This is a genomic window from Bifidobacterium choladohabitans (genome assembly GCF_016102005.1).
GTDB classification, from domain to species: Bacteria; Actinomycetota; Actinomycetes; order Actinomycetales; family Bifidobacteriaceae; genus Bombiscardovia; species Bombiscardovia choladohabitans.
Window position 1 is genome coordinate 1 of record NZ_JACFPL010000006.1, and the last position, 3333, is coordinate 3333.

Sequence of the window (3333 nt, forward strand, 5' to 3'; positions counted from 1 at the left end):
CAGATACCCCAACACCACACTCTGACCAACACACAACCAAACCCACACACAGAACCTAAAACAACGCGTTTAGTTCCTATAGGCCTACTTTACAATAACTTTTGACTTATTGCATCTTTTTGTCAATAATTTATGGAAGACTTTTAACCGTCACGCAAGCAATACTTGTATTGCGTCTCAGTGTAAAGTTCGCTGTAGCTTTTCGCGTTGTGGATTCGTATGGTGCTCGGGGTTTCGTCGGGCTGTGGATTGGGGCTGGGTATGGCTGGTGAGTTTCTGTCCCTTGAGGGTGTCTCCTATCATTACGGTTCGGGCGGGGCCGGCATCACCGACGTGTCCCTGCAATGCCCGCCTGGGTCATGGACGGCGATCATGGGGCCCTCGGGCGCGGGCAAGTCGACCCTGCTGAATTGCGCCTCGGGCCTGCTGCCGGTCGACCAGGGCTTGGTGCACATCGGGCAGCATGACCTGGCCCGGATGGGAGAGGCCGACCTGACACGTGTCAGGCGTGACCTGATCGGGTTCGTGTTTCAGGACTACAACCTCGTCGAAGCGTTCACATGCCTGCAGAACGTGATGCTGTCCTTCCTCTTCGGCGGGCCGCGCATCGAGGTCGACGACGCCGTGCGGGCCCTGCAGGCGGTGGGTCTGGATGGTTTCGCCGACGTCTATCCCTCGGACATGTCGGGCGGGCAGCGGCAGCGTGTGGCGGTGGCCAGGGCTTTGGCCTCGAGGCCCTCGGTCGTCTTTGCCGACGAGCCGACGGGCGCCCTGGACACCGCCGGCTCCCAGCTGGTGCTGGACGCCTTCGGCCAGGTGGCGGCGCGGGGGTCCACGGTGCTGATGGTGACCCACGACCCGGATGTGGCGGCCCGTGCTGGCAGCACCGTGTTCCTGGTCGACGGCCGCATCCACTCGGTGTGGTCGGGCTGCACGGCCGAGCAGCTGGCCATGCACCTGGCCGAGACCACGTTGAGCGGGGCCGACCGGTGAGCGCGGGCATGGCCTCCCCGGCCCAGCAGGCGAGCCGACCCTGGCGCAAGCGGCCAACAAGGGCCAGCCTGTCCTTCTCCCTGGTCAGGGCCCACCGCTCCTCCTACTGGATCATGTGCCTGGCCGTGTTCGCCGCCACGACCCTGTCCTGCGCGACCCTGCAGGCACGTCAGGCGGGCCTGGCCTACGACGGCCTGCACGGCCTGGAGGGCCTGAACGCCTACCACCGCATTCTGACCAAGGCCTACTACGACCTGGCATTGAACACTGTGTCGCTGATCGCGCTGGTGTTCTGCCTGCTGGTGACGGTGTTCCTGGTCCTGTCATCGGTGTCCTTCCTGGTCCAGGAAAGGCGCCGGGAATACGGCCTGATGCGGCTCAACGGCGCCTCGGGCAAACAGGTCGTGGCCATGGCCCTGCGAGAGTTCTCCCTGCCCCTGGCCCTGGCCGACGCCGCGGGATGCCTGGCCGGATCCCTGCTGACCGTTCCTGTGGGCATGGCCTTCATAAGGGCCATGGGCACCACGGACATCGACCTGCTCTTCCACCCCAGGGCCCGCCTGTGGGTGGCGGCCGTGGCCTTCGCCCTGATGATGGCGGTCTGCCTGCTGGGCGTGTGGCTGGCCACGCGCAGGCTCGGGGCCGAGACCCCCCTGAAGCTGATGACACAACCGGCCGTCAAGGACAAAAAGGCCAGCCGGTTGCGGATCGTATGCTCCCTGGCCCTGTTCCTAGCCTCTATCACGGTCGCCTTCATGCCGGTCGACCGCTCGGAGTCCTACGACCGGCTGCTGGGCTTGATCGTCCTACTGATAATCACCGTGTACGTGGCCGCCCCCCTGCTGGTCCCCCCGGTAGCATCCCTGCTGGGCCTGCTGGCCGAAAAAACCGCGGCCGGACCGGGCCTGCTGGCCCGGCAACGGGTCCGCAGGGGCAGGGCAGGCGCCACGGCCATAGCGTTGCCGGCCATGATGGCGCTGACCATTCTGGTCTCCTTCACCCTCATCATGCAGGCGGGCCGCATGAGCTCGGTGGTGCTCAGCATCGAGCCCATGAAGGCCGACGTGGTGGCCTCCTCGGACGACCTGTCCCAGGCCGGCAGGATCTCGCGCACGCTGCAGGGGCTCGGACGGGAGGTCGGCACAGCCGACATCTACCAGACCCAGCAATGGGTCCTGACCGACAAGCACGGAAACATCCAGATGGACACCTTCCTCCAGGTCACCTGGGCCCAGGCCCGTGACCTGGCCGACCCCAGCCACAAGGACACCGCCCCCAAGGTGCTCCAGGGCAGCCTGGCCGACCTGGGCGCCGGCAAGGTGGCCATAAGCAGAGCATACGACAACCAGCGCAAGCCGGGCGACACGATCACCCTCATCGACCGCCACGACAAAAGACACCAGGTCCAGGTCGTGGCCGTCATCGAGCCGCCCAAGACCACCCCCCACGTGAACATGGACATGCTCACGACCGAGGATGGCCTGCCCAGGGAGGGCGAGAACGGCCGACTGTACGCCTTCATCACCGCCCGCGACCACACCCAGGCCGACGACATAGCCCAACAGATAAGGGACACCACCCACAAGATCACCGCCTTGAACAGGCAGGACTTCATCGACGACTACATCAAGACCAGCATCAAGGAGCAGCAGGGAACACCGCTCATGATAGCCGGCGGCACCATCCTGGCCCTGATATTCCTCGTCCAATCTATAGCCATAGGAATCAGCGAACGACGCATGCAGAACCGGCGCCTCAACCAGATGGGCGTCACCCGCGGCGCCCTCGCCTGGTCAGCGGCCATCGAGACCACACTCGACGTCACCGCCGGCATCATCCTCTCCCTCGTCGCCGTGGCCATCACCGAGGCATCCGTGGCGATAAGCTTCGTCCGGGACGGGGTCGGCATACAACACACACCCATCATCGCAGACATCTTCCTACCCATGTCCCTCCTGCTCCTGGCCGTCGCCATAGCCACCACCATCCTCTGCACACGCCTCACCCACAAGAACCAACCCACAAAACACTAGAGGCCAGGCCAACCATGAACTTTATCCACGTCGTCAGGAAATACATGCCGGGGCACATTCTTGCATACACGGCAAGCCTTCTGCTGGGAATCCTCGCACAAGCGGTCGTCCTGCTGCAACCACAGCTCAGCGGAGCCCTCATAGACGGCGTGCAACAACACAAAGCAATCGTATTAATCGCGGTGCAATTGGGAATACTGTTCATTCTTGGCGCTGTATTGCGGGCTATAGGAACTAAACGCGTTGTTTATGTTGGGGGTTTGGCCTTGTGGCTGTAAGCGTGTTGGGTGGTTGTTAATAGGTCGGG

3 protein-coding genes are annotated in these 3333 nt (G+C 63.4%); all 3 read left to right on the forward strand.

All coding sequences use genetic code 11. The annotated features are described in order from the left end of the window. Positions 1 to 261: 261 nt before the first annotated feature. The 3 genes from H3S97_RS08280 to H3S97_RS08450 are packed head-to-tail and all read left to right on the forward strand — an operon-like array spanning position 262 to position 3304. Positions 262 to 993, forward strand: coding sequence for an ABC transporter ATP-binding protein (locus H3S97_RS08280; protein WP_029676375.1), 732 nt, complete (start codon positions 262 to 264; stop codon positions 991 to 993). Next, on the forward strand, positions 990 to 3026 hold the full coding sequence (locus H3S97_RS08285) for an ABC transporter permease (RefSeq protein ID WP_198220267.1): 2037 nt from the start codon (positions 990 to 992) through the stop codon (positions 3024 to 3026). The genes H3S97_RS08280 and H3S97_RS08285 overlap by 4 nt, the downstream gene beginning before the upstream one ends. Positions 3027 to 3040: 14 nt before the next feature. Next, positions 3041 to 3304 carry a hypothetical protein gene (locus H3S97_RS08450; protein WP_232356397.1) on the forward strand — a complete coding sequence of 88 codons (264 nt, stop codon included), beginning with the start codon at positions 3041 to 3043 and terminating at the stop codon, positions 3302 to 3304. Positions 3305 to 3333 lie beyond the last annotated feature (29 nt).